The 24,704-nt window shown below is 69.3% G+C and carries 25 protein-coding genes and 1 pseudogene; 16 read left to right on the top strand and 10 right to left on the bottom strand.

Translation table 11 applies throughout. The features are described 5' to 3' along the window. Positions 1–29 precede the first annotated feature (29 nt). On the bottom strand, positions 30–452 hold the full coding sequence (locus OG609_RS23655; protein WP_327274651.1) for an ATP-binding protein: 423 nt from the start codon (positions 450–452) through the stop codon (positions 30–32). Positions 453–586: 134 nt separating this feature from the next. Here OG609_RS23655 and OG609_RS23650 point away from each other — a divergent pair, with 134 nt between their 5' ends. The 4 genes from OG609_RS23650 to OG609_RS23635 all read left to right on the top strand — a co-directional run bounded on the left by OG609_RS23650 (position 587) and on the right by OG609_RS23635 (position 3,816). Continuing rightward, complete coding sequence (locus tag OG609_RS23650; RefSeq protein ID WP_327278154.1) at positions 587–1,453, top strand: helix-turn-helix domain-containing protein; 867 nt, start codon at positions 587–589, stop codon at positions 1,451–1,453. Further along, positions 1,450–1,695 (top strand): DUF397 domain-containing protein, encoded by a 246-nt coding sequence (locus tag OG609_RS23645; RefSeq protein WP_327274650.1) that lies wholly within the window; start codon positions 1,450–1,452, stop codon positions 1,693–1,695. The genes OG609_RS23650 and OG609_RS23645 overlap by 4 nt, the downstream gene beginning before the upstream one ends. A gap of 330 nt (positions 1,696–2,025) precedes the next feature. Continuing rightward, positions 2,026–2,982 carry a helix-turn-helix domain-containing protein gene (locus tag OG609_RS23640; RefSeq protein WP_327274649.1) on the top strand — a complete coding sequence of 319 codons (957 nt, stop codon included), beginning with the start codon at positions 2,026–2,028 and terminating at the stop codon, positions 2,980–2,982. A gap of 66 nt (positions 2,983–3,048) precedes the next feature. Then, entirely contained in the window at positions 3,049–3,816 is a 768-nt protein-coding gene (locus OG609_RS23635; RefSeq protein WP_327274648.1) for a CDP-alcohol phosphatidyltransferase family protein, read from the top strand. A 126-nt stretch (positions 3,817–3,942) separates the two neighbouring features. Here the strand turns inward: OG609_RS23635 and OG609_RS23630 are convergent, their stop codons facing one another. Beyond that, entirely contained in the window at positions 3,943–4,659 is a 717-nt protein-coding gene (locus OG609_RS23630) for a DUF4232 domain-containing protein (RefSeq protein WP_327274647.1), read from the bottom strand. Between the two features lie 382 nt (positions 4,660–5,041). Continuing rightward, positions 5,042–5,434, bottom strand: coding sequence for a DUF1772 domain-containing protein (locus OG609_RS23625; protein ID WP_327274646.1), 393 nt, complete (start codon positions 5,432–5,434; stop codon positions 5,042–5,044). An 88-nt stretch (positions 5,435–5,522) separates the two neighbouring features. On the opposite strand from OG609_RS23625, the gene OG609_RS23620 reads away from it, so the two are divergent. Together OG609_RS23620 and OG609_RS46270 are read left to right on the top strand one after the other, a co-directional pair. After that, positions 5,523–6,089, top strand: coding sequence for a TetR/AcrR family transcriptional regulator (locus tag OG609_RS23620; RefSeq protein ID WP_327274645.1), 567 nt, complete (start codon positions 5,523–5,525; stop codon positions 6,087–6,089). Positions 6,090–6,124: 35 nt separating this feature from the next. Further along, a pseudogene (locus OG609_RS46270) lies at positions 6,125–6,295 on the top strand (Tn3 family transposase); the annotation flags it as partial. A gap of 99 nt (positions 6,296–6,394) precedes the next feature. On the opposite strand, the gene OG609_RS23610 reads toward OG609_RS46270, so the two are convergent. After that, positions 6,395–7,060: a DUF4097 family beta strand repeat-containing protein gene (locus tag OG609_RS23610; protein ID WP_327274644.1), complete on the bottom strand. Its 666-nt coding sequence runs from the start codon at positions 7,058–7,060 to the stop codon at positions 6,395–6,397. 239 nt (positions 7,061–7,299) lie between these two features. Between OG609_RS23610 and OG609_RS46265 the strand changes: the two genes are divergently transcribed. From OG609_RS46265 to OG609_RS23590, 3 genes are all read left to right on the top strand, one after another. Continuing rightward, positions 7,300–8,055 (top strand): helix-turn-helix domain-containing protein, encoded by a 756-nt coding sequence (locus OG609_RS46265; protein ID WP_390099236.1) that lies wholly within the window; start codon positions 7,300–7,302, stop codon positions 8,053–8,055. A 296-nt stretch (positions 8,056–8,351) separates the two neighbouring features. After that, entirely contained in the window at positions 8,352–8,999 is a 648-nt protein-coding gene (locus OG609_RS23595) for an HAD family hydrolase (protein WP_327274643.1), read from the top strand. Between the two features lie 97 nt (positions 9,000–9,096). Beyond that, on the top strand, positions 9,097–9,882 hold the full coding sequence (locus OG609_RS23590; RefSeq protein ID WP_327274642.1) for a hypothetical protein: 786 nt from the start codon (positions 9,097–9,099) through the stop codon (positions 9,880–9,882). Here OG609_RS23590 and OG609_RS23585 read toward each other — a convergent pair. Beyond that, on the bottom strand, positions 9,869–10,111 hold the full coding sequence (locus OG609_RS23585; protein WP_327274641.1) for a hypothetical protein: 243 nt from the start codon (positions 10,109–10,111) through the stop codon (positions 9,869–9,871). The genes OG609_RS23590 and OG609_RS23585 overlap by 14 nt on opposite strands. Before the next feature lie 50 nt (positions 10,112–10,161). Beyond that, positions 10,162–11,007: an LLM class F420-dependent oxidoreductase gene (locus tag OG609_RS23580; protein WP_327274640.1), complete on the bottom strand. Its 846-nt coding sequence runs from the start codon at positions 11,005–11,007 to the stop codon at positions 10,162–10,164. A 217-nt stretch (positions 11,008–11,224) separates the two neighbouring features. On the opposite strand from OG609_RS23580, the gene OG609_RS23575 reads away from it, so the two are divergent. The 4 genes from OG609_RS23575 (at position 11,225) to OG609_RS23560 (ending at position 15,930) form a co-directional block, all read left to right on the top strand. Further along, a complete protein-coding gene (locus OG609_RS23575) occupies positions 11,225–12,715 on the top strand; it encodes a CehA/McbA family metallohydrolase (RefSeq protein WP_442818082.1) in 1,491 nt (496 codons plus the stop codon). 436 nt (positions 12,716–13,151) lie between these two features. Further along, the gene (locus OG609_RS23570) at positions 13,152–13,610 is read left to right on the top strand and encodes a hypothetical protein (protein ID WP_327274638.1); all 459 of its coding nucleotides are present in this window, start codon (positions 13,152–13,154) and stop codon (positions 13,608–13,610) included. 9 nt (positions 13,611–13,619) lie between these two features. After that, positions 13,620–15,434 (top strand): alpha/beta hydrolase, encoded by a 1,815-nt coding sequence (locus OG609_RS23565; protein WP_327274637.1) that lies wholly within the window; start codon positions 13,620–13,622, stop codon positions 15,432–15,434. After that, positions 15,412–15,930: a hypothetical protein gene (locus OG609_RS23560; protein ID WP_327274636.1), complete on the top strand. Its 519-nt coding sequence runs from the start codon at positions 15,412–15,414 to the stop codon at positions 15,928–15,930. Before OG609_RS23565 ends, OG609_RS23560 begins: the two co-directional genes overlap by 23 nt. 39 nt (positions 15,931–15,969) lie before the next feature. On the opposite strand, the gene OG609_RS23555 is transcribed toward OG609_RS23560, so the two are convergent. Beyond that, positions 15,970–17,310 carry an MFS transporter gene (locus OG609_RS23555; protein ID WP_327274635.1) on the bottom strand — a complete coding sequence of 447 codons (1,341 nt, stop codon included), beginning with the start codon at positions 17,308–17,310 and terminating at the stop codon, positions 15,970–15,972. A gap of 204 nt (positions 17,311–17,514) precedes the next feature. On the opposite strand from OG609_RS23555, the gene OG609_RS23550 reads away from it, so the two are divergent. The 3 genes from OG609_RS23550 to OG609_RS23540 all read left to right on the top strand — a co-directional run bounded on the left by OG609_RS23550 (position 17,515) and on the right by OG609_RS23540 (position 19,590). After that, positions 17,515–18,159: a DNA polymerase ligase N-terminal domain-containing protein gene (locus tag OG609_RS23550; protein WP_327274634.1), complete on the top strand. Its 645-nt coding sequence runs from the start codon at positions 17,515–17,517 to the stop codon at positions 18,157–18,159. Continuing rightward, entirely contained in the window at positions 18,156–18,824 is a 669-nt protein-coding gene (locus OG609_RS23545; protein WP_327274633.1) for an endonuclease, read from the top strand. Before OG609_RS23550 ends, OG609_RS23545 begins: the two co-directional genes overlap by 4 nt. Before the next feature lie 469 nt (positions 18,825–19,293). Continuing rightward, complete coding sequence (locus OG609_RS23540) at positions 19,294–19,590, top strand: hypothetical protein (protein WP_327274632.1); 297 nt, start codon at positions 19,294–19,296, stop codon at positions 19,588–19,590. 51 nt (positions 19,591–19,641) lie between these two features. Here the strand turns inward: OG609_RS23540 and OG609_RS23535 are convergent, their stop codons facing one another. The 3 genes from OG609_RS23535 to OG609_RS23525 all read right to left on the bottom strand — a co-directional run bounded on the left by OG609_RS23535 (position 19,642) and on the right by OG609_RS23525 (position 24,654). Continuing rightward, positions 19,642–21,207, bottom strand: coding sequence for an APC family permease (locus OG609_RS23535; RefSeq protein WP_327274631.1), 1,566 nt, complete (start codon positions 21,205–21,207; stop codon positions 19,642–19,644). Between the two features lie 247 nt (positions 21,208–21,454). Further along, positions 21,455–22,918, bottom strand: coding sequence for an aldehyde dehydrogenase family protein (locus tag OG609_RS23530; RefSeq protein ID WP_327274630.1), 1,464 nt, complete (start codon positions 22,916–22,918; stop codon positions 21,455–21,457). Beyond that, positions 22,915–24,654 (bottom strand): N-acyl-D-amino-acid deacylase family protein, encoded by a 1,740-nt coding sequence (locus OG609_RS23525; protein ID WP_327274629.1) that lies wholly within the window; start codon positions 24,652–24,654, stop codon positions 22,915–22,917. Before OG609_RS23525 ends, OG609_RS23530 begins: the two co-directional genes overlap by 4 nt. Between the last annotated feature and the right edge of the window lie 50 nt (positions 24,655–24,704).

Here is a 24,704-nt window from a genome sequence, read left to right as displayed (position 1 = left end):
GTGGGCATCGGCCCTGTCTCGTGTCCGCCTCAATGGCGACCGGCAGGTAACTCGGCCCAGACCGTCTTGCCCACGACCCGGTCGGTGACTCCCCAGGACGTGGCCAGCGCCTCGACCAGGTACAGGCCGTAACCGGACTCCGCGTCGGCCCGGAGGCGGCGCTGCTGCGGCCCTCGCTCACCCAGCGCGTCCGACACCTCGATCCGGAGCGTGCCCGCGAGGGCAACAAGCCTCAGCTCGAAGTCCCGCCCCGCTACGAGCCCGTGCAGCACCGCGTTGGCCGCCAGCTCGGACACGATCACGGCGGCATCGTCGGAGAGCTCGCTCCCGTACGGCACACCCCACTCGTCGAGTTGATGCACAGCGAGCCGACGGGCGAGCCGCGCGCCTCGGCGGGTGGCGCTGAACCGCTGGACGAACTCGGCGCCCACAAGGGTGATTTCGGCGTTCATGTGACTCAGCGTGTCCGGTTGCTCGTACGCTGACCAGGAGTGACACCACGACGCCGAGCAGCTGTACGGGCACGCCCGGTCGGCTGTACGGGGCGTCGGCCGTGACCGGGCGGACAGAGAGCGGTGCGGGGCAGATGGCGAACGCGGAACGTGAGGAACGACCGGAGCGGCCGGCCGAGTCGGACGGGACGGCGCACCTGTTCAGGGCGCTGGGCAAACAGATCAAGGTGCTACGGGAACGCGCGGGCCTGAGCCAGAGGGATCTGGGGCTCGCTGCGCATTGCGGGGAGGACCTGATCTCCGCGATGGAGCGGGGCGTGCGGACGCCGCAGCCGGACTTCCTGGGGCGTGCCGACACGTTGCTGAACGCGGGAGGCGTGCTGGCGGCGGCGGTCGATGAGGTGCGGGAGGCGTTGTCGCGGTCACGGACGCGGCACCCGGACTGGTTCCGCAGCTATGCGCGGGTGGAGGCCGATGCGCTTGCGTTGCACGAGTACAGCGCCCAGGTCGTGCCCGGCCTGCTTCAAACGGAGGCATACGCACGGGCCGTCTTCACACAGCGCCGCCCATTGCTGGACGAGGCGACCATCGAGAAGCGCGTCGCAGACCGGTTGGATCGGCAACAGATCTTCGAGCGCTGGCCTGCGCCGACCCTCAGCTACGTACTGGAGGAAACCCCGTTGCGGCGACCAATCGGAGGCAGAGCCGTCCACACGGAGCAGCTGCAACGGCTCTTGCACATCGGAAGGCTGCGGACGGTGGAGATCCAGGTCATGCCGACGCATCGCGAGGAACACCCTGCGATTGGCGGCACGTTCACCCTGATCACCCCCAAAGGCCGGCAGCAGGCGGTTTACACAGAGCTCTACGGACATCCACGGCTGATCACAGACTCCGAGGAGGTCCGGGTCTTCAGCGAGCGCTATGGGATCATCCGAGCGCAGGCTCTCACCCCGAGGGAGTCCCTGACGCTGATCGAGAAGATGCTGGGAGAGCTATGAACACCGAGCAACTGCACTGGTTCAAGAGCAGCCACAGCGACGGCGAAGGCGGCAACTGCATCGAGGTCGCCTACGACTGGCGCAAGTCCAGTTACAGCAGTGGCGGCGGCGGCGAATGCGTCGAGGTCGCCACCTGCCCCACCACCATCCACATCCGCGACTCCAAGAACGTCCAGGGCCCCCACCTCGACGTCGCCCCCGCCACCTGGTCCGCCTTCGTCTCGTACGCGCGCCAGGGCTGAGCGCGGCCCGATCCGCCTGGTACACCTGGTCCCGCACCGGATCGCGACAGCCGCGACCCGGTGCGCCGCGACCCGGTCGACCGCGACGCGGCGGCCCCCGACGTAAAGGCTTTAAAGGCTTTGGGAAGAAGGAACTTCCCAACCAAACCCCTCCCCCGGCCTCAACCAAAGGCCCGTCACTCACACGGGTGAGGTTTGCCAACTGAGCTGGATTTCAGAGCGGTTGGCTGGCATATGCTCGCCGCGACAACCGCAAACATGCGTCGGCCCCCGGCCGGGACTCGCAATCCCGATCGAGGGCCTGACCACCGAGGAAGAGAACGCTTCCCGATGGATACCCAGCAGGTTAGCGCGCCCTCGCGCGCCGCGTCTCCCGTTCGCGGGGACGCCACGCCGTCATCCGGTGTCGTACACATCAACTCCCGCCACACCAGCCACTTCACGGTCGTCGGCAACCACCTCGCCCAGCACCATGAGCTCTCCCTCCTCGCGATCGGCCTCGCCACCCACATCCAGTCGCTCCCCGCCGGGACGAAGGTCGGGATCAAACCCCTCACCGAACGCTTCCCGGACAGCGAGGCCCGCATCGCCGCAGCACTGCGCGAACTGGAAGTCCACGGCTACCTGCGCCGCACCCGCGAACGCCTCCCCAACGGCCGCGTCGTCACCCGCACCTGCTCGTACAACCAACCGGGCTCCACCGACGCCCACCTCGTCCCGGCCCCCAGACGGCGCCCCAAACCCATTCACCCAGCCCCGGTCGCTGCCCCGGCCCCCGCCCTGGCACCGGTTGTCACTCCCGCACCACCGACCCCCGAGACACCCGCACCGGCCCCCACAGCCGTAACCCCCGCATCCCCCTACGTCCCCGCCCCCACCGCACCCAAGCCCCCGCACCCGCCACTCCCCCAACCCACCGAACCCCTCCCCCAACTCCTCCACGCCGCCACCGCGCTCCTCACCGACCTCCACCGCCACACACCCCACATCACCCTCACCGAACGCGAAATCCGCCACCTCGCCCCCGCCGTCGCCACCTGGTTCGAACGCGGCACCACGCCCGCCGCCGTCCGCCAGGCCCTCACCAACGACCTCCCCCAGCCCCTCAGATTCCCGGCCAAATTCTTGAGGCACCGCCTCATCGCCCTCCTCCCACCTCCGATCACTCCCGCCTACCAGCCCGCCCCGCTCCAGAACTGCGACCGCTGCGACCGCGCCTTCCGCTCCCCCGTCCCAGGCAACTGCCACGACTGCACAGCCGACGAGCCGCACCTCCTGTCGGCCTGAACAAGTGGGGTCTCTACCCTGTGGTGATCACTGCTGGGCCACGGGACAGGTGGGTGAAGGAACGTCATGACGAGTGCTCCGGCATTGGCAGAGCTGCGTGAGGTCTGTCAGCCGAACGCGAAGCTTCAGAGCCGTAACGGGGAGCACTGGGCGGGCCGCCTGTACATGCGGCGGATCTCCCTGCGGACCACCCGGCAGCTGGTGCGTACGCGCGTGACGCCCGATCAGCTCACCTGGACGATGGTGGTGTGCGGGGTGGCGTCCGGCTTCGCGCTCCTCATACCCGGCCTGACCGGGGCCGTGCTCGCGGCGGTGCTCTTCCAGCTGTTCCTGCTCTTCGACTGTGTGGACGGCGAAGTGGCGCGCTGGAAGGGGCAGAACAGTGCGACGGGCATCTACGTCGACCGGCTCGGGGCCTACCTGGCGGACGCGGCGCTCATGATCGGGGCCGGCTTCCGGGCGGCGCGCGGCTCCTCGGACCTCTGGGTGTCGGTGGGACTCGCGGCGGCACTCGGAGTCGTCCTGCTGAAGGCGTCCACCGACCTGGTGGATGTCGCACGCTACCGCCGCGGTCTGCCGCTCGCCGACGACGAGGCGACCCGGCCGCGGTCGGCGGGGCTCGCCTCGGCGCGACGGCTGGCGTCGGCCTTCAAGATCCATCGGATCACCAACGGCATCGAGGCCTCCCTCGTCCTGCTGGCGGTTGCCGTGGTCGACCTGTTCATGGGCAGCATCGAGGCGACCCAGGTCACGGTGCTGGCCATCGCGGCCATCACCTGGGTCATGGTCGTGGCTCACCTGGCCTCGATCCTGTCCTCCTCACGCCTTCGCTGAGGCCCGCCGGCCCCCACCCCCCTGCTGGATTGCCGTGGCAGGAAGTCCAGCACTCTGCGCAACGCGGTGAGCTCCCGGTGCCCCCGGCCAGGGCGTTTCCCTGGCCGCAGGGGGCACTCGCGTGTGTCAGCCCGCGGGGGAGTCGCTGACCTTGCCGAGCGGGCTGATCCGGATCGGCCGGCTCTGGGAGTCCGGGTTGTCGGCCGGGAGGGAGCCCGCGGGCCAGGCGATGGTGACGGTCTTCGTCTCGTTCGGCGGAGTCACCAGGATCTTGGACACGCGCACGCCGGAGCCGCCGGTGTTGTTGACCGGGAAGGTGATGTTGAAGGCGGCGGACTCGCCGTCCTTGAGGACGTCGGGGCGGGGCTTGTCGCCGTTGCGTTCCGCGGACATGGTGTCGCCCGATGCCGTCTTCAGGTCGACGCCGGCGAAGCCGCTGATGGTGCAGTCGCGGCCGCCGCCGTTCTTGAACTGGACGGTGACGACGCCCTCCTCCTTGTCGGTCGTGTTGTCGGCGGCGCTGATCTCCAGCTCGTCGCTGCGGCAGATGCCGACCGACTGCTTGTTGGAGCCGGTGCCGGCGGCGGTGCCTCCGTTGCCGCTTTCCTTGCTGTTGCCGCCGCTGCTGCTGTTTCCGGTGCCGCTTCCCTTGCTGCTGCCGCTGGAGCCCTGGTCCGATTCGCCACTGCCGGAGCCGCCGTTCCCACCCGTCGAGGCGCTGGAAGAGGAGCCGGCGGGCACCGCGTCCGTACTGCCGTCGTTGCCGTTGCAGGCGGTCAGAGCGAGGGCGCTGACCAGCGTGAGGCCGGCGAGGAACGTCGCGCTGGTGTGACTGAGCTTCATGGGTTCCCCCGTGGTGTGCGTGGTGGCGATTCGCGGCCGGTCGGCGTTCTCCGTCCGGCTCGGCAACAGACAATCCGTTCCAGGATCGCGGGGACAAGCGGGAGCGGGAGATCCGGGATGCTGGGACGCTGATATGGGGTCTGACCTGCGAGAACAACTACTCCCTGGAACGCGGTGACGGGATGCCCCGGGTGGGCCCCGCGCCCCTGAGAGGGGCAGCCTGCGGCCGCCCTCGGCGCCCCGTACCCCCGCCCCGAACGACAACGTCGGTCTCCAGGACCACAACCGGGTCTTGGAGACCGACGTCACGCCAGGCCTCGAATGCGCCAACAGCATCCTGCCGAGGGGCGGGCCGGCGGTCGTGCTCCCGGAAACGACGCCCCTAGACGAGGGCCACGGCGAACAGCGTGAAGGCGAGCACGATGACGCCCACACGGACGTAGTGGAACCGGTCCCAACGCCCCACCTGCTGCTTCCAGTCCGCGGGCACGCCTTCCTGTGACCAGCTCGCGACGCGTGAGTTGATCGGCACGAGCAGCAGGATCGACATCACCACGCTCACCACGAGCAGCGCTGCGCCCGCGGCGACGAGCGACGCGCCCGCGTCGCCCCACGTCAGCGTGGACCACACCGCGCCGAGAACGACCGAGCCGATGTACCAGAACGGCATCACCCGGCCCAGGACACGCGCCCCGTCGCTGCGGGCTTCGACCCCGCCGTCGTTCGGAAGCCGGTCGAGGATCGGGTTCACGAACACCGCCACCGCGAACTCCACGCCCCAAAGGCTGACCTAGCGGCGCTAGGTTCTGACGCAATGCTAGACATGCCATCGCTCGATTGTCTAGCGGCGCTAGCATCGAGTCATGTCAGTACACGAACGCAAGCGGGCCAACCGCCACAGACTGATCGTCTCCACGACCCGCGAACTCGCCGAGGCCCACGGCTGGGACGCCGTCACCACGCGCCGGCTCGCCGAGCGGATCGAGTACAGCCAGCCCGTGCTCTACAGCCACTTCCGGGGCAAGAACGAGATCGTGGCAGCGGTCGCGCTGGAGGGGTTCGCCGAGCTGACGACCGCGCTGCGCGCCGCGGTGCCGGAGGGGCCCGCCGACCGGGAGGCGGTGGCCGCACTGGCCCGCGCCTACACCGACTTCGCCGCGCGCAACCACGCCCTGTACGACGCGATGTTCAGCCTCGACAACGGCCTCCCCTTCGCCGACGATGCCACGCCCGCTCCACTGCGCGAGGCGTTCCAGGCCCTGCTGGACCCGCTCGTCGACCACGCACACCCCGATGAACCGGGGTTGTTCGTCGAGACGTTCTGGGCCGCTCTGCACGGACTGGTCACCCTCACCCGCGCCGGACGCCTGCCCGCCGACCGGGTCCCCGACCGCCTCGCGCTCCTGGTCGACCGCTTCGTCCCCCGCTAGGGAGCAGCTTGCCGAACGCCTCGCGGAGGCCGGGCCGGCCGCGAAGCAACCGCCAGCTCACCGCGCAAGAGTCCCGCCACAAGCCGGCCCGCGACGTGTGCCACGGCAAGCGCGGCACCATCCACCGGGCGTACCGCGACGGAATGGAGGATCGGCTCGGCGCGCTCGGCCCGGCCATCAACGCAGTCGTGCTCCGGAACACCCGTGGATCGCGGGTCCCTCGGGACGGACGGCCGCGTCCTCGGCGACGACCGAGAGGATCTCGATCGCGGTGGGCCCGGCCGGATAGTCCTGGTTCTGCTCCTTCAGAGGCTGCGGGCGGTGATGTCGCCGCGGGAGGTGGTGGCGCGGATGTCGAGTTCGGCGGTGCCATCGTTCTTGAGGGCGTTGCTGACGCGGCCGTAGTCGGTGCCGGCGTCCAGGGCGGCCGAGACACCGGCGGCGGCGGCGACCGAAATGTCGCCGGACTCGGTGCGGAGCACGACCGTGCCGCGCACGGCCTCGGCGATCCGGATGTCGCCCCTTGCGGTGCTGATCTCCGCGGGGCCGTTGAGCCGGCCGACCTCGATGTCGCCGTCGATCGCAGCGAGGCGGACGCTCGCGGCCTCGTCGATCTTGATCTGGCGGTACGCGCCTTCGAAGGCGACGTCGCCGAGGCGTCCGACGCCGCGGAGCTCGGCACTGGCGGCCTTGGCCTCGATGCGGGAGTCGGCGGGCAGCTGGACGGTGACCTCCAGGGATCCGGAGGGGCCGGAGAGCTGGCTGTTGGGGGTCGAGGCCGTGATCCGCAGGACGCCGTCGGCGTAGGCGACGGTGGTCTGCTCAGCGGCCTTGGTGTCGCGGCTCTTGGAGGGGTCGGCGGGCAGGACCTCGACGGTGGTGTCGGCGCGGTCTGCGGCGATGAACTGGATGCGTCCGGCGGGGATGTCCAGGACGGCGGAGATGGGGGCGGGGGTGTCGAACTTCTGCATCGTGCTCTCCCGTGCTCGTTCATTGTTTCTGACACCGGAAACGCTACGTTGCTTTCCAAACCCTGACAACACATCTGTTGCACAGGCTCGATATTCATGCAGGTCAGAGTAGATAAACTGTTGCAACGGCCTGGAGGACAACGCAACGACAATTGCTCTGATCATTGCAATGGATGAGAAGTGAACGCTATAGTGGGGGGGCTCAGGGACCGCCACGAAGGATCACCAAGGAGATCGCGATGCCGGGAGGCAGGCTCACCCAGCAGGAACGTCAGCAGATCGCGCTGGGGCTGGCCGACAGCCTCCCCTACGCCGAGATCGCCCGACGCCTCGACCGTCCGACCTCGACAATCACGCGTGAGGTGATGCGCAACGGCGGCCCCACCGCCTACCGCGCCGACCTGGCCCACCGCGCCACCGAACGCCGCGCCCACCGGCGCAGGCCCGCCTCCTCCCGAGGGCCGGAGTCGGTCCCCCAGCCGCACGGACGCGACGCCGAGGCCGTGGCCGAGTACGAGGAGACGTTCACCACCGTCCTCATGGCTTCGGGCCTGACCAAGATGACGGCCCGGGTGCTGACCTGCCTGTTCACCACCGACGCGGGCAGCCTCACCGCGTCCCAACTCGCCCAGCGCCTCCAGGTCAGCCCGGCGTCCATCTCCAAAGCGATCGCCTTCCTGGAGAGCCAGAGCCTCGTCCGCCGAGAACGCGACGAACGCCGCCGCGACCGCTACGTCGTCGACGACGAACTCTTCTACCAGGCGACGATCGCCAGCGCCCGATCCAACGACCAGCTCGTCGAAACCGCACGCCAAGGCGTCGCCATCCTCGGCCCCCACACCCCCGCCGCCACCCGCCTGGAGAACATCGCCCGCTTCCTCGACTTCATCAGCGAAAGCATCACCCGCGCCGCTGAACAGGCCCGCGAAGTCCTCCACACCAAACCCGAAACAACCTCGAACGACACCGCCCAACCAAGCCCAGACCACGGATAGACAGCCGTCGCGATCGTCACAGCCATGAGACGAAGCCGGCTGCGTCCTTGGGGAAACACAGGGTTCCACCATGGCGGCCGTCATCGGCAGGCTCGCCCCGGCCTCGCCGAGAAGACTTCACGGCCGTCCGGCCGCCGATGCACCGGTAGTTGCCCACCTGGACCGATGGATGCTTTGCATGACACCCCCTCACACGGCACTCGTGCCCGATGCGGACGATGCCGAGCGCCATCCCTGCCCGCGCCGCCGGGCTCATCCCGCCTTTGTCGAAGTGCAGGCTTCTTTATCCTGGCCGGATGAGCACTCCTCCTGAACTCGTCATATTCGACTGCGACGGCGTACTCGTCGACAGCGAACGCATCGCCGTGCGCATCCAGATCGAAGTGGGCGCCGAACTGGGGTGGCCGCTGACGGCGGAAGAGGTCATCGAGAAGTTCGTGGGCCGGTCGAACAAGTCCATCGGCGCGCTGATCGAGGACCACCTGCCCGGCAAGTCCGCCGTCTGGCAGCAGCGCTTCGAGGACCTCCACCGTGCCGCCGTGGACTCCGAACTCGTCGCGGTCGACGGCATCCACGAGGCGCTGGCCGCCCTCACGCTCCCCACCTGTGTGGCATCGAGCGGCAGCCACGAAAAGATGCGCCACACCCTCGGCCACACCGGACTCCACTCCCACTTCGAGGGCCGCATCTTCAGTGCGAGCGAGGTCGCAAACGGCAAGCCCGCCCCCGATCTCTTCCTCCACGCGGCCCGGCAGATGGGCGTGGATCCGTCGGCCTGCGTCGTCGTCGAGGACAGCAAGTACGGGGTCCAGGCCGCCCGTTCGGCCGGAATGCGGTCACTCGGCTACGCGGGCGGGCTGACCCCGGCGCACTGGCTGGAGGGCCCGGACACCGTGGTCTTCGACGACATGCGCAAACTGCCGACGCTCTTGTCGGAGATCTGACGGCCGGCCACCTCAAGTCCGTTACGCGTAGGGCGGGTCGGGGTGGCCGCTACCCTGTTCTCCCCCTGCCACGAGGCGGGGAGAACAGGGGTGGGACATGCGCAGAAGAATGGCTGCGGCTTCCGTGGTGGCGGCAGTGGCCACCGGAATCGCGGTGGCGCCGGCCGCTCACGCGGAGGGGCGGGGCGACATCCGGGTCACCAAGACCGTCGTGAACGGTGGCGGCAGCGTGATCGTCGGGGTCAAGAACGCCAAGCGGTTCCAGATCACCATGACGATCAAGGACAACTCGGGGGTGAAGGGGGTCGCCGATGTGTCCGCGTTCAACGCGACCAATGGCTACGGGCCGGTCGACCATCTCGGTACGACGTGCAAGAAGGTCAGCACCACAACGTCCGTGTGCACCGCGACGATGCAGATCGACCCGACGTGGATCGACTTCTACGGAAGCGGCAACGAGGGCTGGGACGCCAACTCGGTCGCGGGGACCTGGCAGGTCAACGCCACGGTCCAGGCGAATGACCGCGACTACTGGATCTCCGACCGCATCGCCTTGTTCAAGGTCAAGCGCGCCGCGACCCTGACCACGGACGCCACGCCCGAGCCGGTCAGGAAGGGGGGCACGCTGACCGTCACCGGAAAGCTGTCGCGGGCCAACTGGACGGACCTCAAGTACCACGCGTTCACCAAGCAGGTGGTGAAGCTGCAGTACAAGAAGCCCGGCGGCACGTACAGCACCGTGAAGACGGCGACCACCGACAGCAAGGGCCACCTCCGCACGACGGTGAAGGCCACCGCTTCGGGCAGCTGGCGCTGGGCATTCCTCGGTACGACCACGACCATGAAGGTCGTCTCCACCGGCGACGCCGTCACGGTGAAGTGACCTCGCGGCGGGCCGGAGAACGGCCCGCCGACGAGTCACCGATGAGCACTGCCGTGTTCCGGTCCAGCGCCGCGGGCCTGACCCAGGCACTCGCGGTGAAGTTCCGCCCGGTGTCGGCGATGGCTGCCCCGGCGTCGAGATAGGCGTTTGCGGTGCCGTCGAAGCGGGCCGCACTGTCCACCACTCCGTCCGGCCCCGGTACCTCGAACGCCACTCCGGTCCCGGGCACAGCCGGATTGCGTCCGGCTCGTCGTGTGCCTGGGTACTGCCCCGCTGCGGCTACAGATACTCCGCGTACGCGTCCAGCACCCGCAGTACCTCCGCCTCTCCGGCCGGAGGCAGTTGCAGGACGACCTCCTCGATGCTCAGGTCCGCATAGTGCGCCAGCTTCCCCGGGCTCGGGAGTACCGCGTAGGGAACCACCTGGAGCTGCTTCGGGTCGCGGCCGGCCGACTCCCACGCCTCGCGCAGCTTCGGTACGGACTCCGTCAGGCCGCGGCCGCCGATCGGGAGCCAGCCGTCGGCGTACTGGGCGATGTGCGCGAACAGCTTCGGGCCTGCCGCGCCGCCGATCAGGGTGCGGGGGCCGTTCACCGGGCCGCGGGGCGCCTGGACCGGCTTCGGGTACGCGTGGCTGGCCCGGACCGAGCCGAACTCGCCGTCGTACGCCGTCGGTTCGTCCGACCACAGGGCGCGCATCAGGGCCATGCGGTCGCGGACGAGGTCCCGGCGCGTCGACCAGTTCACGCCGTGGTCCGCGGCTTCCTCGATGTTCCAGCCGTAGCCGAGGCCCAGCGTGAAGCGGCCGCCTGAAAGATGGTCGAGGGTGGCGATCTGCTTCGCCAGGTCGATCGGGTCGTGCTGGGCGACGAGCGTGATGCCGGTGCCGAGGGCGAGGCGTTCGGTGACGGCGGCGGCCTGGGCGAGGGCGACGAAGGGGTCGAGGGTGCGGCCGTACTCGGGCGGGAGTTCGCCGCCCGCCGGGTAGGGGGTGTCCCTGCTCGCCGGGATGTGGGTGTGCTCGGGCAGGTAGAGCCCGGCGAACCCGCGCTGTTCGAGCTCGCGGGCGAGCCGCAGCGGCGTGATCGTCTCATCGGTGAGGAAGATCGTTGTGGCGATCCGCATATGAGGAAACCTCCGTCGTGATCCGCTGAGGGCCTCAACGTATGCCGTGCGGTGCGGAAAAGCCGAGCGTCCGGGAGTTCGGTCCCCGGTCATGCCTCCCGCCGTTTCCCCGGAGTTCATGGCTCCCGGCCAGGGTCGGGTACGTCACCCCTCGCCAGCCACGACACCCCGGGGAGCCACTCGTATGTCCGCATCGCAATCCGCCCACGGCCGGCCGATGGCCAGGCGCGGCCTTCTCGTCGGTACGGCCGCCACCGCTCTGACGTTGGGCACTGTGAGCTTCGCCGACGCCGCGACCGGGGACGACGCCCCGGACCGGACCAGGACCGTGCGCGGCACTCTGCCGACCGGGTCGCCCGACTATGTGTATCTGCCGGTCGAAGTACCGCGCGGGGTACGGGAGATCGTCGTCTCGTACACGTACGAGAAGACGCCCGTCCCGGCCGGGACCCAGGGCAACGCCCTCGACATCGGCATCTTCGACGAGCGCGGCACGGAGCTGGGCGGGCGCGGGTTCCGGGGGTGGTCCGGCGGGGCGCGGAGCAGCTTCTTCATCCGGGCGGACGAGGCGACGCCCGGCTACATCGCGGGGCCGGTACGGGCAGGGACCTGGAACATCGCCCTCGGGCCGTACACCGTCGCCCCGGAAGGGCTCCCGTACGAGGTGACGATCACCCTGCGCTTCGGGCCCACCGGGTCCACACCGAAGCCTGTGTACCCGCCGGAGCGGGCGAAGGGGCGCGGGCGCGCCTGGTACCGCGGGGACTGCCATCTCCACTCCGTCCACTCGGACGGCAAGCGCACCCCAGCCGAGATCGCCGCCGCCGCTCGCGCGGCCGGGCTCGACTTCATCAACAGCAGCGAGCACAACACGTACTCCGCGCACAGTGCGTGGGACGGGCTGTGGGGTGACGATCTGCTCGTTCTCACGGGCGAGGAGGTCACCACCCGCAACGGGCATGTGATCGCGCTCGCCACCGACCCGGGCACGTTCGTCGACTGGCGTTACCGGGCCCGCGACAACCGGTTCGGGCACTATGCGAAAGCCGTGCGCCGGGCCGGTGGTCTGGTCGTGCCCGCTCATCCGCACGCCACCTGCATCGGCTGCCACTGGAAGTTCGGCTTCGGCGAGGCGGACGCGGTGGAGGTGTGGAACGGGGCGTACACCCCGGAGGACGAGATCGCCCTCGCCGAGTGGGACAACTCTCTTGTGGCGGCCGTCCGTACGTCGAAGCCGTGGGTTGCGGCGATGGGCAACAGCGACGCGCACCGGGAGCCGGACAAGGTGGGGCTGCCGCAGACCGTCGTCCTCGCCGACGAGCTGTCGCGCGAGGCGATCACGGCCGGAATCCGGGCCGGGCACTCCTACATCACCGAGTCGTCCGCCGTCACCCTGTCCTTCGGGGCCTCGGGCGGGCGCGGCCTGCACGCGGGGATCGGTGAACGGCTGCGGGTGGACGGGGACGACACCCCGGTCACCGTACGGCTGGAGGTGACCGGGGCACCCGGCTGCACCGCGCACTTCGTCACCGACCAGGGCACGCTGTTCACGGCCACGCTGCCGGGGTCGGGGACGGGGGTGGTGGAGTGGCGTACGACGCCGGTCTACGCCGCCTATGTGCGGGCCGAGGTCCGGCACCCGGCGACGGTGCCGGGGCTGCCGGGGGCACTGGCGGCGCTCACCAATCCGGTGTTCCTGGAGGGTTAGGGGCAGCCCCTGGCCTCGCCGTTTCGGTCGGGATGAGGCTGAAGGTGGGGCGGAAGCAGGAAAGTGCCTTCTGAACTGGGACGATGAACCTTGTCGAGGGGTTCTGTCGGTCCAAGTGGAAGGCACTTTCTGCGTGCAAGGGGTCGGTTCTCGTCCCAAGCCATGGCGCCCCTCCGATCCGCCCGGTGGCTACGGGCGGAAGAACCGATGCTGATTCGCGTACAAGAATGTCCGGCACCCAACCGCTGGGCGGAGCTCACCGAGACGTCCGGAGCATGGGTCGCCAATGCCCATGCATTGATTGCCGAAGATGCGCGATGCATGCGCCTTTGATTGCGCTTGACCGTCCAGGGATCATGGCGCAAGTTGGGCCCTCGGGCGACCCGGGACTCGGGACCAGGGCCACGCGGTACGGGGACACGGAGAGGATGCACTGGTGGCATGGGACGAGTGGGAACAACTCAAGACCGATGCAGCAACACGGTCGACGCAGATGCAGTTGAACCAGTATCCGGCCGATTCCGGTGGCGGTACACCCGGGGCCAATGCCTCGGCCGACCTGAAGTCGGACAAGAGGGCATGGGTCAAGGCGGGCGAGGGCACCAAAGGTCTCACTGAGCCGATGGGGCCCGCGCTGACGAAACTTGAAGACGGGCAGACGCGGCTGGACAACGCAGCCGGCTGCCGGAGCACGGCGGCGCAGAAGGAGTTGTACACCTCCTGGAGCAAGTACGTAAGGAATGTGCGCGGGCGCTGCAAGTCCCTGGGTGGGCTGCTTGAGGCTTCAGGGCATGACCTGTCGAAGACCGATGAGTCGCTGAAGTCTGAGCTCGACGCGATCAAGGACAAGTACACGGACACCCAGGCCGTCGGCGGCCAGTCGAAGGAGAAGTGATCGGGGCGCATGGATCTTGCGACGCTGAAAGCGCTCAAGCCGTCGGAGTTCGAGAGTGCCGCGGACGCGTACCGGACGACGGACGAGATGGCCAATGCAGCCAAGGACACCATCGACAACCAGATCACCGCGGGGATACGGAACCAACTCGAGGGCGCGGCGGCGAAGGCCGCCCTTCGGGAGCTGGCCGAGTTGTCAAAGAACTTCCAGTACATGCAGACCGAGTGCGGGCTGGTGAGCACCGCGCTGAACGGTTTCGCATTCGATATGGCGGCGGCCAAAAGGAAGCTGGACGCAGCGCTTGAGGACGCGCGGGCGAACCACTGCACGGTGAACACGGACGGTTCGGTCAACTTCCCGGCGGGCAGAAAGCCGGGCGAGGAGAAGGATGCCGAGGGCGGCACAGTGACCGGTGGCGCCGGGGGCAGCCCGACATCCGACGCCCTGGAGCGCCAGGCGGTGAACATCCACCCGAACCCTCACTACGGCGCGGCCCTCGGCTATGCCAACCGGATAGCAGATGCCTTGAAGGAAGCCACTGACGCAGACGCGAAGTGGGCGCCGAAGCTCCGCGCCCTCAAGGCCGACGACGACCTCGTGGTCTCGGACCGGGATTGGGTGGACGTGAAGTCCGACCGGGGCGGGGTGCTCAAGGCCGCTGACCCGTACCTGGACAGCATCAAGGCCCCACCGAAGGAAGCCACGCCCGAGGAGAACGCGGAGTGGTGGAAGAATCTCACCTCGGAGCAGCGGGCCGACTATCTGGCCGTCCATCCGAATTCCATCGGATCGATGAACGGCCTCCCGTCCGACATTCGCGACGAGGCGAACCGAATGGTTCTGAACGAGACGAAGGCGAGTTACCAGCTGGAGCTGGACGCCATCCCGAAAGAGCCGACCAAGTACGGTCCCAACACCAGCGGAAGCTACCCCGCTGCCGTGATCACCCCGGAATGGCGGGAGTGGCAGGACAAGTACGGGGACAAGAAGGCCAGGATGGAGGGCGTGATGAAGGGAATGAACGCCATCCAGGATCGCTTCGACCGCACAGGCAAAGACGGGCTTCCCGAGGCGTACCTGCTCGGCTTCGATCCCACCGGTCTCGGGGACGGAAAGGTCATCCTCGCCAACGGGAATCCGGACAAAGCCGATCACGTAGGCGTCTACGTCCCCGGCACGTTCGCAGGCATAGAATCCATCGGCGGCGGCGGGGATACTCATGGGGACCTCGGCCGTGGCGAACGTCTCTGGGCCGAGAGTCACCGCCTCACTCCCGGCCAGAACGTCTCCACCATCACGTGGCTCGACTACAACGCGCCGGACAGCATCGTTCCGGAGGCGACACGCGGGCAGTACGCGGACGAGGGCGGCCCACGACTCTACGACTTCTTGCAGGGGAACGGAGCTGCGCAGCAGACTGCCGACGGCACTCGCGCGCACACCACTGTCATCGGGCACAGCTACGGCAGCACGGTGGTCGGCGTCTCAGCACAGTCGGGGAGTTGGAATGACCCTGAGGCCGCCAACGACTTCGTCTTTGCGGGCAGTCCTGGTGTCCAGGCGGATCACGCGGCGGACCTGGGTGTCGGAGCCGACCACGTGTGGGCAATGGGCGCCCCCTGGGACGATCAGGTGGTCCGGCAGGGCGGTCGGCTGATGGGGCTCGGTGACAACGGGATCATTCCCACCGACGACGCCTTCGGCGGCAACATCATGGAGAGTGACTCCGGCGGACACACCGGATTCTTCGACGATGGCTCTCTCAGCATACGCAATCAGGCAGCCGTCATCGCCGGCCAATATGACAAGGTACAACTTGAATAGGCGAATTTCGAAACTCGGGTTCATTATCGCGACGTGCGCGCTGGCGATGGCGTGCTCGAACGGAAACGAGGCGGCGGTGAAGACACAGAACGGCGATACCGTGAAGGCGGGCGTCGAGAGGACATCCAGTCGGATTCTCGAAATCCTCGACGTCAAGGGGAAGGTCACGGAGACGGGTGCGATGACGTCGCGTTGCTCGGACTACGACTCCGACGAGGAGGTCTACCGCGCACGTCACCCCTGGAGCATCTACAAGGCCCCCTTTGCCGATATGCAAAAGGGCATGGACCGCCTGCGGGTCGAACTCCCGAAAGACGGCTGGAAGATCGTCCGGGACGGCGTGGACGGCAGTAAGGCCAAGAGCCCGCAGATCGTCGCGGAGTCCAAGGGGGGTGAATTCGCAGTCGACGTACGGCTGCACAAAGCGAGCAAGGTCGGAAACGCCCCGGACCTCCTGGAGGTCACCGTCGAATCAGCTTGCTACCGGTCGAAATAGCCCACCGCGAGGCAAGACGGCCTGCCCTGCGGGCTGCCCCTAGGAGACCGGCGCGGGGGTGGCCCTCTTCGGGGCCGGTGGTGGTGCGAGAGTGCGGAGCCGTCGCGTACACGCCCGCCGTTGCAGGACGGAGAGGCCCGCGACCACCGCGCCCAGCACCAGCCACCCCGCCGGTCCTGCGGCCATCACCGCACCGGTCAACAGCGGCGGCCCGGCGGACTTCTGGATGGACTGGGACATCCCGGCCACCCCCAGATACTCGGCGCGGGCGTCCTGGGGTGCGAGGAGAACCGCGAGCTCCCAGGAGCTCACCGAACGCATCAGCTCCGCCAGCGTGACCACCAGCGCCGCGGCGAGCAGGACGGCCGTGGCCGCCCAGGTCCCGCCCCGGGTGGCCGCGGCCAGGAACGCGCAGCACACGAACACCATGGCTCCGTACAGCAGCACCGCCCGGGTGGCCCGGCGCGGTCCTTCGGCCCGCGCGGACACGCTGATCTGCAGCACCACGACCATCACGGTATTGATGATCAGGAAGGCCGGGACGAGGGCGTGCGGCGCCGAGGTGCGGTTCACCAGCCACAGCGGCAGGCCGACGTTGAGGATCGAGTCGTCGAGGTTCATCGGGATGTCCAGCAGCACGAACGTGAGATAGCCGCGGTCCCGCCACGGGTTGGCCCTGCGGACAGGCGGCTGCTTCCCGGCTCCGGCTGCCGGGCCGTCGGGGCCTGCCACCTCGACGGTGGTCTCCCGCGGCCCTTCCGTACGCCACACCAGCGCCGCGGCGACGACGAAGGACAGCGCGTTGCCCAGGATCAGGGCCCGGTAGGCGTCACTGGTCCCCACGGCCAGGCCGATGGCCGCGATGCCCGCGCCGACGGCGTAGCCCGCGTTGGCCGCGCTGCGGGACAGTGCCTGGTAGGCCGCGCGCCGCTCGCCCGCCGTCCTGGTGGCGAACAGCATCTCCAGCGTCTTCGCCGCCCTGTCACCCAGGTATGTGACGGCGACAACGGGCAGCAGCGCGTCGAAGCCGCCGCACACCAGCACCAGGACGAGCGTCACCAGGCGGAGCAGATGACAGCCGATCAGCAGCGGGCGCACCGGGAAGCGGCCGGCCAGGCGTCCGGCCAGCGGTGAGCCCGCGATGCCCGCGACTCCGGCCACGCCCAGCAGCACACCGATCTGTTGGGCACTCAGATGCGTCACAAAGGTGAGATACAGGACCGAGGACGCGGCCCACAGTCCCGAGCCGGTCCGGTCCACGGCCAGGGCGAGCAGCATGATCCGCGCGTTGCGGCCGCCCGGCGGATTGCGCAGCTGGGCCAGCAGGCCCTGCCCGCCCTTCGACGTGCCCGGTTCCCCGCCGCCCTTGCCGCGCCGCATCGCACTCCCCCTCCGAGATGTCTCGACATCAAGAGATCAATGGATCAGGGGGAAGCCTGCCGGGGGAGTCGTCTCGATGTCAAGATACTTGATGTCGACATACCTGCCGTCCGTGCCGACGCACCCCGTCCCTGTGCGCTTCACGGCCGGGAGCGTCACAGTGGAAGGGGGGCACCGGGCGGGCCTGCCGGAGGAGGTGTCCGGATGGATATGACCGGCGGAAACGACGACCGGCTCCGGGACTACCGCAGCGAACGGCACTTCGACGCGACCGCGGAGCCACGCGGCGACGGCGGGCGGACGAGTGCGGCGCCCTGTTTCGTCGTACAGATCCACCAGGCGCGGCGCATGCACTTCGACTTCCGGCTGGAGGTCGGCGGCGTCCTGAAGTCATGGGCGGTGCCGCGCGGACCTTCGGAGAACCCGCGCGAGAGGCGGCTGGCCGTCCCCACGGAGGACCATCCGCTGGAGTACCGCACGTTCGAGGGAGTCATCGCGAAGGGCAAGTCCGGCGGCGGCACGGTGATCGTCTGGGACCAGGGCACCTACCGGCCGCTCAGCCACGACCGCTGGGGCGCGCCCGTGCCGTTCGAACAGTCCCTGGAGGACGGGCACGCGACCTTCTGGCTCGACGGCACCAAGCTGCACGGCGAGTTCGCCCTCACCCGCTTCAAGGGAGGCGGTGCGGACGACGCCCCGGGCGAGGAGATATGGCTGCTGATCAAGGCCAAGGACGGGCGCGCCACCCATGACGGGCCGGACACACCGGACCCGTACCGGGCGCGTTCGGCCCGTACGGGGCGCACCCTGCAGCAGGTCGCCGCCGAGGAAGGAGGCGGACCTTCGTGACCGCCCGCAGGACCGTGGAGATCCTTCTCAGCCGCTACGGCACCACCTACGCCGCCGAGGCCGGCATCCGGCTGCGGAACACACCACAGCCCCTGTACCAACTCCTCGTGCTCAGCGATCTGTTGAGCGCCCGCATCCGGGCGTCCGTGGCGGTGGCGGCGGCACGCGCGCTGTTCGCCCACGGCATGCGCTCCCCGGACCGGATGATCGGGTCGACATGGCAGCAGCGTGTCGACGCGCTGGGCGAGGGCGGCTACCGGCGCTACGACGAACGGACCGCCACCCAGCTCGGCGACGGGGCAGAGCTCCTTCTGGTCGAGTACGGGGGCGATCTGCGGCGGCTGCGCAAGGAGGCCGACGGCGACCTGGACGTGCTGCGGTCCGGGCTGCGCAGAACCCCGGGCATGGGCCCGGCCGGTGCGGACATCTTCGTACGCGAGGTGCAGGCCGTGTGGCCGGAGACGGCACCGTTCCTGGACGGAAAGGCTCTCCAGGGCGCCGAGAAGCTGGGGCTTCCCGCCTCGCCGGCGAAGCTCGCACGGCTCGCGGAGCAGGCTGAGCAAGCCGAGGAGGCCGACGACCGCGGGCCCGCCGTGCTCGCGGCGGCCCTGGTGCGCGCCGCGCTGGACAAGCACGTCGTGGACGACGTCGCAGCGCGGGCCTGAGGGAACGTCCCACCGCCCCGGCCCGTAGGCCTGAGTTCGTCGGTGAGACGCTGCGAGCGGCGCTGGAGGCGCTGGCGGTCGCGGCTCCGGTCCAACCCGAACGCCAACTCGTCGGAACGAATCGGCGACCCGGCTCCTCTGTGGGGTGACGCAACCCGTCACCACCATCCGCCCCGCAGAGGAGCACCCATGAACCTCACCCGGCGCACACCCACCGCCACCACCGCGGCCGCGGCCGTCGCCACCGTCCTCCCGGGACTCCTCCCGGAAGGCATGGACGTCATGACCGAAACCCCCCCGCCCGCAGTGGCCCACCACCCCGGAACTCGACCCGGTCCGCCGTCTGCACGCCCTCGCGGCGGGCGTCCGCGGCGCCCGCGTCACCACCCGCGAGATCCCCGCCCCCTACACCACCGTCCACCCGCTGCTGGCCGACATCGACGGCGAACTGTCCCGGCTGGTCCCCGACATGCGCCGTCTGAGGCTCACCCGCGCGGACGGCGACCGCGTCGAGGCCGTGGCCCGCAGCCGTTACGGCATGCACGCCCGCTTCCACGGCGTGCGCCGCCCCGGCTGGCTCTGGCTCCAGAGCCGCTTCGTCCTGATCGGCATGGCGGCCACCCCGTCTCCCACCGCATCCGGCCACACCCTGGTCGCCTTCACGGGAGGGGTACGCCTCCCGGGCCGCGCGGCCCTGATCCCACTCGGCGTGTCCCGCGCAGGCCGCCGGGTCCTGAGCCGGCTGGCAGCCCGCGTGGGCGGGTAGCCGTACGCACGGTCCGCAGCTTGTCCGGGTGTCAGCCAAAAGCCCTGGCCGTCAGTCCTCCACGACCAGCGCCGGAGTCTCCTTCGTCAGCACCTCGCCGCGGAAGAACGCCGGGCTGCGGCGCTGCATCACCAGCATCAGCACCACACCGAGCAGCAGCAGCCCGACACCGATCACGAACACCGAGCCGACCCCGAAGACCGACGAGCCGGAGCCGTACGCCGGATCCCACATGTCGTAGAGGGTCTTGCCGAAGACCGCGGTGAGCAGGATGCCGCCGACGGCCGGGAAGAGGCCCTTGAAGACCAGGTCGCGGACGGAGCGGGTCAGGTCGGCGCGGAAGTACCAGGCGCAGGCGAACGCCGTCAGCGCGTAGTAGAAGCAGATCATCAGGCCGAGCGCGTAGATCGTGTCGACCAGGACGTGCTCGCTGACCAGGGTCATGACCGTGTAGAAGACGCCGGTCGCCACACCCGCCGTGACGGTGGCCTTCCCCGGGGTCCTGAAGCGCGGGTGGACGCGGGCGTACGAGGCGGGCAGGGCCTCGTACGTGGACATCGCCAGGACCGTGCGGGCCACCGGGATGAAGGTGGTCTGCAGGCTCGCGGCGGCGGAGGCGAGCACGGCGATGAAGAGCAGGACGCCAAGGCCCGGGCCCATGACCGGGCCGGCGAGTGCGGCGAAGACGTTGTCGGAGGTGTCCGGGTTGGCGAGGCCGAGACCGGAGTCGCCGGAGCCGACGGCCATCTGGGCGGCGACGGCGGTCGCCAGGTAGGAGCCGACGAGCACGACCATCGCGATGAGGGCGGCGCGCCCGGGGGTCTTCTCGCTGCCGATGGTCTCCTCGTTGGCGGTCAGACAGGTGTCCCATCCCCAGAACATGAAGATCGACAACGACAGACCCGCCGTGAACGCCGCGAACGACTGGACCGCGAACGGGTTCAGCCAGGACCAGGAGAAGTCCACCGACGAGGCGAACCCCCCACTGTTCGCCTTCTGCACGGCCATCGCCACGAACAGCGCGAGGACGACGAGCTGAAGGCCCACCAGGGCGTACTGGATGCCCTTGGTGGCCGTCATCCCCCGGTAGCTGATCGCCGTGGCGATCGCGATCAGGATCAGGCAGGTGAGGATGTGGACGGGCTTGCTGTCGTCCAGGGCGGCGATCGAACCGCTGCCCGTGATCTCGCCCGCGAGGAGCCAGAAGTACGAGGTGGCGACGCCCGCCAGGTTCGACAGGACGATGATCGTCGCGATGACCAGGCCCCAGCCGCACATCCAGCCGACGCGCGGGCCGAATGCCTTCACCGTCCAGGTGAAGGAAGTACCGCAGTCAGGCATGACCTTGTTGAGTTCGCGGTACGCGAATGCGACGAGCAGCATCGGCAGGAAGCCGGCCAGGAAGACGGCGGGCATCTGCACGCCGACCTCGCCCGCGGTGGAGCCGAGGGTGGAGGTGAGGCAGTAGACGGGGGCGACGGTGGAGATGCCGATCACGGCGCTGCCCATCAGGCCGACGGAGTTCCCGCCCAGACCCTTGCCGCGTACACCGCCGTCGGCCGGGGCGGTGCCCCGTACCGGGTCTCCGGCCTGCGGCCGCGCGTCCAGCTGTGTCATGGAGAGGACGTTATGCGCTGCGATATCCACATTCGGAGGCCGAGACTCCGGAACCTCATCCTTGAATTTCGGGTGACAGAACGGACAAGCAGAAATTAATTGAAGGCAATCGATGAGCACGACCTACTGATGAGAGGTCAACGCTCGATCACAGCGCCGTACGAGAATCGCAGCACCGTCCGTTTTGTGGTGGTTCAAAATTTTCCCGTGGGTGTCCGCTCAGCGGACACCCACGGGGTGTGCCGGTTCAGCCCGGCCAGACGATCGCCTGGAGTTCGCTGTATGCGTGCAGGGCGTACGAGCCGACATCGCGCCCGACACCGCTCTTCTTGAACCCGCCGAACGGGGCCTCCATGTTCCGCCCGATGGTGTTCACGCCGACCCCGCCGGCGCGCAGCTGCCGGGCCACCCGGAAGGCGCGTGCCACGTCCGAGGACCAGACGTAGTCGATCAGTCCGTAGTCACTGTCGTTGGCGAGTGCGATGCCCTCGTCCTCGTCGTCGAAGGGGACGACCACGACTACGGGGCCGAAGATCTCCTCGCGGACGACGCGCATGTCGTTGGTGCAGTCGGCGAGGAGGGTGGGGGCGACGTAGAAGCCCCGGTCGAGTCCGGCCGGACGTTCGCCGCCCGTGACGATCCTCGCCCCTTCCTTCCGGCCGAGTTCGATGTACGACTCGATGCGGTCGCGGTGGGCGGCGGAGATGACCGGGCCGACGACCGTGCCCCGGTCCGTCGGGGCGCCCACCTTCAGGTGACCCGCGTACGCGATGAGTTTCTCGATCAGGGCGTCGTGGGCTGCGCGCTGTACGAGGACGCGGGTCGGGGCCGTACAGATCTGGCCGCTGTAGAAGGAGAACGTGGTGCCGATGCCCGCCACCGCGGAGTCGAGGTCCGCGTCGTCGAGGACGACGGCGGCCCCCTTCCCGCCCAGCTCCATCAACTGCCGTTTCATGGAACGCCCGCACACCTCTGCGATGCGCTGCCCGACGGCCGTGGAGCCGGTGAAGCTGACCATGTCGATGTCCGGTGAGTCGACGGCGGCCTCGCCCGCCCCGGGGCCCGATGCGGTGACGACATTGACGACGCCCGCCGGAACGCCCGCCTCTTCGAGCGCCTCGGCCATCCGGTAGACGGAGAGCGGGTCCTGCGGCGCGGGTTTCACGACGACCGTGTTGCCCATGGCGAGTGCGGGGGCGACCTTGCCGGCCGGGTTGGCCCAGGGGTTGTTGTACGAGGTGATGCAGGTGACGACGCCGACCGGCCGGCGTACGGCGAGCGCCCCGAACACACCGGCCCGCCCCATCGGCCCGGCCTCGTTGATCTGTGGTGCGATCGGCTCCTCGACCGGTTCCAGGGCGCCCCTGGCGTACCGGCGGAAGCGGGCGGCGCCGACGGCGGCCTGCATGGTCCTGGCCGTTGACGTGGTGGCGCCGCTCTCCGCCTGGGCGAGTGCGGCATTGCCGGTGAGGTCGCGCTGCATCAGGTCGGCGGCGCGGTCGAGGATCGCGGCGCGTTCCTCGGGGCGGGTGCGGGACCAGGTGGCGAAGGCCTCGCGGGCCGCGGCCGCCGCCGCGTACACCTGCTCGCGGCTCGCCTCGGGGGCGAGGCCGACGACCTCCTCGGTGGCCGGGTTGATCACCTCGTAGTGGCCGTGGTCGGGTTCGGTCCACTCGCCGCCGATGAAGAGGCGCCGGTTCCTGTCGCTCATACGGTGCTCACCGTCCGGGTGTCGCGGCCGGAGCGGAGCACCGTACCGGGGACCGCGCCGGTCACCTTGTCGTCGCGCAGGGTCTCCACGCCGTTGACGCGGACGGACACGATGCCGATGGCCTTGGAATCGAGACGGGGGCTGTCGCCGGGCAGATCGTGTACGAGGGTGGCGGGCCCGGCGTCGATGCGTTCGGGGTCGAAGAGGACGAGGTCGGCGTGGAAGCCCTCCTCGATGCGGCCGCGGTCGCGGAGCCCGAAGAGCCGGGCGGGGTCGTCCGTGAGCATCTTGACGGCCTGTTCGAGGGGGAGGAGTTTGCGTCGGCGCAGGCAGTCGCCGAGGAAGCGGGTGGTGTACGGGGCGCCGCACATCCGGTCCAGGTGCGCGCCCGCGTCGGAGCCGCCGAGCATGACGTCCTCGTGCTCCCAGGTCTGCCGTCGCAGCGCCCAGGAGTCGGGGTCGTTGTCGGTGGGCATGGGCCACAGAACCGTGCGCAGCTCGTCGTCGGCGCAGATCTCGACGAGGCAGTGGAAGGGGTCCTGCCCGCGTTCGACGGCTATGTCGCCCACGACGCGGCCGCTCAGTCCTTCGTTGGCCGCGCTGTACGTGTCCCCGATGACGTACCGGCCGAAGTCGGCGAGGCGGCGGAAGACGCCGGCCTCCTTGCTGTCGGCGCGGCGGAGCATTTCGGCGCGGGTGCCTGCGTCGCGGAGCCGTTCGATGCGTTCGGGGACGGGGAGGGCGAGGATGTCGCCCCAGCCGGGGATGAGGTTGAGGGCGCAGAAGGTGCCGAGCGACATGTTCATGGGGGTGAGGATCGGCATGGTGAGTGCGACGATCCGGCCGCCGGCCCGGCGGGCCCGTTCGCTGGGGACGAGCTGGCGGGGTACGCGTTCGGGGACGGCGGCGTCGATGGTGAGGACGTTCCAGTTCAGTGGGCGGCCCGCGGTGGCGGTCATGTCGACGAGGAGTTCGATCTCTTCGTCGGAGAACTGGTCGAGGCAGCCCGCGACGATCGCTTCGAGCTGGGTGCCTTCGTGTTCGCCGACGGCGCGGGAGAGGGCGAGGAGCTCCTCGGGAAGCGCGTGCCGGGAGGCGACGGGCTGTCCGTCGCCGTCGGAGTGGGTGGAGGACTGGGTGGTGGACAGCCCCCAGGCTCCGGCGTCCATCGCGTCGTGGAACAGCGCGAGCATGGCGTCGAGCTGTTCGGGGGTGGGCTGCCCGCCGATCGCGTCGGCGCCCATGACGTGTCTGCGCAGGGCACAGTGGCCGACCATGAACCCGGCGTTGACGGCGACCCGTCCTTCAAGGGCGTCGAGGTATTCGCGGAAGCTGGACCAGCTCCAGTCGACGCCCTCCTCCAGTGCCTTGAGGGCCATGCCCTCCACCCGCGACATCATGCGGCGGGTGTAGTCGGCGTCCTCGGGGCGTCCGGGGTGGAGCGGGGCGAGGGTGAATCCGCAGTTGCCTCCGGCGACGGTGGTGACGCCGTGGTTCATGGAGGGTGTGGCGTACGGGTCCCAGAAGAGCTGGGCGTCGTAGTGGGTGTGGGGGTCGACGAAGCCGGGGGCGAGGACGAGGCCGGTGGCGTCCTCGGTGGTGACGGCTTCCTCGGCGAGCGTGCCCGGTTCGGCGATGACGGCTATGCGGCCGTCGCGGATACCGATGTCAGCGGGGTACGAGGGTCCGCCGGTGCCGTCCACGACGGTCGCTCCGCGGATGAGGTGGTCGAGCATGACGGGGGTTCCCTTCTGTGTTTCCCGCCGCGGGTACATGGGTGTGCAGC

The sequence above is a fragment of the Streptomyces sp. NBC_01224 genome, from assembly GCF_036002945.1.
Lineage (GTDB): Bacteria > Actinomycetota > Actinomycetes > Streptomycetales > Streptomycetaceae > Streptomyces.
This window is presented reverse-complemented; position numbering and strand designations above follow the sequence as displayed.

Excerpts from the sequence above, each read along its gene's own strand:
- OG609_RS23630 (WP_327274647.1), bottom strand. The coding sequence starts at position 4,659 with ATGAAGCTCAGTCACACCAGCGCGACGTTCCTCGCCGGCCTCACGCTG.
- OG609_RS46265 (WP_390099236.1), top strand. The coding sequence starts at position 7,300 with ATGCCGGGAGGCAGGCTCACCCAGCAGGAACGTCAGCAGATCGCGCTG.
- OG609_RS23610 (WP_327274644.1), bottom strand. The coding sequence starts at position 7,060 with ATGCAGAAGTTCGACACCCCCGCCCCCATCTCCGCCGTCCTGGACATC.
- OG609_RS23595 (WP_327274643.1), top strand. The coding sequence starts at position 8,352 with ATGAGCACTCCTCCTGAACTCGTCATATTCGACTGCGACGGCGTACTC.
- OG609_RS23530 (WP_327274630.1), bottom strand. The coding sequence starts at position 22,918 with ATGAGCGACAGGAACCGGCGCCTCTTCATCGGCGGCGAGTGGACCGAA.
- OG609_RS23635 (WP_327274648.1), top strand. The coding sequence starts at position 3,049 with ATGACGAGTGCTCCGGCATTGGCAGAGCTGCGTGAGGTCTGTCAGCCG.
- OG609_RS23555 (WP_327274635.1), bottom strand. The coding sequence starts at position 17,310 with ATGCGGCGCGGCAAGGGCGGCGGGGAACCGGGCACGTCGAAGGGCGGG.
- OG609_RS23575 (WP_442818082.1), top strand. The coding sequence starts at position 11,225 with ATGGCCAGGCGCGGCCTTCTCGTCGGTACGGCCGCCACCGCTCTGACG.
- OG609_RS23535 (WP_327274631.1), bottom strand. The coding sequence starts at position 21,207 with ATGACACAGCTGGACGCGCGGCCGCAGGCCGGAGACCCGGTACGGGGC.
- OG609_RS23620 (WP_327274645.1), top strand. The coding sequence starts at position 5,523 with ATGTCAGTACACGAACGCAAGCGGGCCAACCGCCACAGACTGATCGTC.
- OG609_RS23655 (WP_327274651.1), bottom strand. The coding sequence starts at position 452 with ATGAACGCCGAAATCACCCTTGTGGGCGCCGAGTTCGTCCAGCGGTTC.
- OG609_RS23590 (WP_327274642.1), top strand. The coding sequence starts at position 9,097 with ATGCGCAGAAGAATGGCTGCGGCTTCCGTGGTGGCGGCAGTGGCCACC.
- OG609_RS23580 (WP_327274640.1), bottom strand. The coding sequence starts at position 11,007 with ATGCGGATCGCCACAACGATCTTCCTCACCGATGAGACGATCACGCCG.
- OG609_RS23640 (WP_327274649.1), top strand. The coding sequence starts at position 2,026 with ATGGATACCCAGCAGGTTAGCGCGCCCTCGCGCGCCGCGTCTCCCGTT.
- OG609_RS23550 (WP_327274634.1), top strand. The coding sequence starts at position 17,515 with ATGGATATGACCGGCGGAAACGACGACCGGCTCCGGGACTACCGCAGC.
- OG609_RS23560 (WP_327274636.1), top strand. The coding sequence starts at position 15,412 with ATGACAAGGTACAACTTGAATAGGCGAATTTCGAAACTCGGGTTCATT.
- OG609_RS23565 (WP_327274637.1), top strand. The coding sequence starts at position 13,620 with ATGGATCTTGCGACGCTGAAAGCGCTCAAGCCGTCGGAGTTCGAGAGT.
- OG609_RS23525 (WP_327274629.1), bottom strand. The coding sequence starts at position 24,654 with ATGCTCGACCACCTCATCCGCGGAGCGACCGTCGTGGACGGCACCGGC.
- OG609_RS23650 (WP_327278154.1), top strand. The coding sequence starts at position 587 with ATGGCGAACGCGGAACGTGAGGAACGACCGGAGCGGCCGGCCGAGTCG.
- OG609_RS23540 (WP_327274632.1), top strand. The coding sequence starts at position 19,294 with ATGCGCCGTCTGAGGCTCACCCGCGCGGACGGCGACCGCGTCGAGGCC.
- OG609_RS23645 (WP_327274650.1), top strand. The coding sequence starts at position 1,450 with ATGAACACCGAGCAACTGCACTGGTTCAAGAGCAGCCACAGCGACGGC.